Source organism: Pauljensenia sp. UMB3104 (genome assembly GCF_030217285.1).
Lineage (GTDB): Bacteria > Actinomycetota > Actinomycetes > Actinomycetales > Actinomycetaceae > Pauljensenia.
On record NZ_JASONN010000581.1, the window covers coordinates 1 to 237 of the forward strand.

Below are 237 nucleotides of genomic sequence, written 5' to 3' on the forward strand. Positions count from 1 at the left end.
GTGCCGTCCGTGAAACCGGCGTTCTCGTTTCCGTCCCACTGGACGGGGGTGCGCGCGTTGTCGCGGCCGGTGACGGCCAGCCCCGCCAGGACCGACTCGGGGCTCTCCCCCGACTCCACGGCCTCGCGGTAGTAGCGCAGCGCCTCGACGTCTCGGTAGTCGTCGATACCCCCGAAGACGCTGTTCGTCATGCCGAGTTCCTCGCCCTGATACACGTAGGGCGTGCCACGCAGCATG

At 68.8% G+C, this 237-nt stretch carries 1 protein-coding gene; it reads right to left on the reverse strand.

Annotated elements, in window-relative coordinates:
• Positions 1–237 (reverse strand): alpha-amylase family glycosyl hydrolase (locus QP415_RS12860; protein ID WP_442953499.1); only part of this gene is annotated, 237 nt, incomplete at both ends.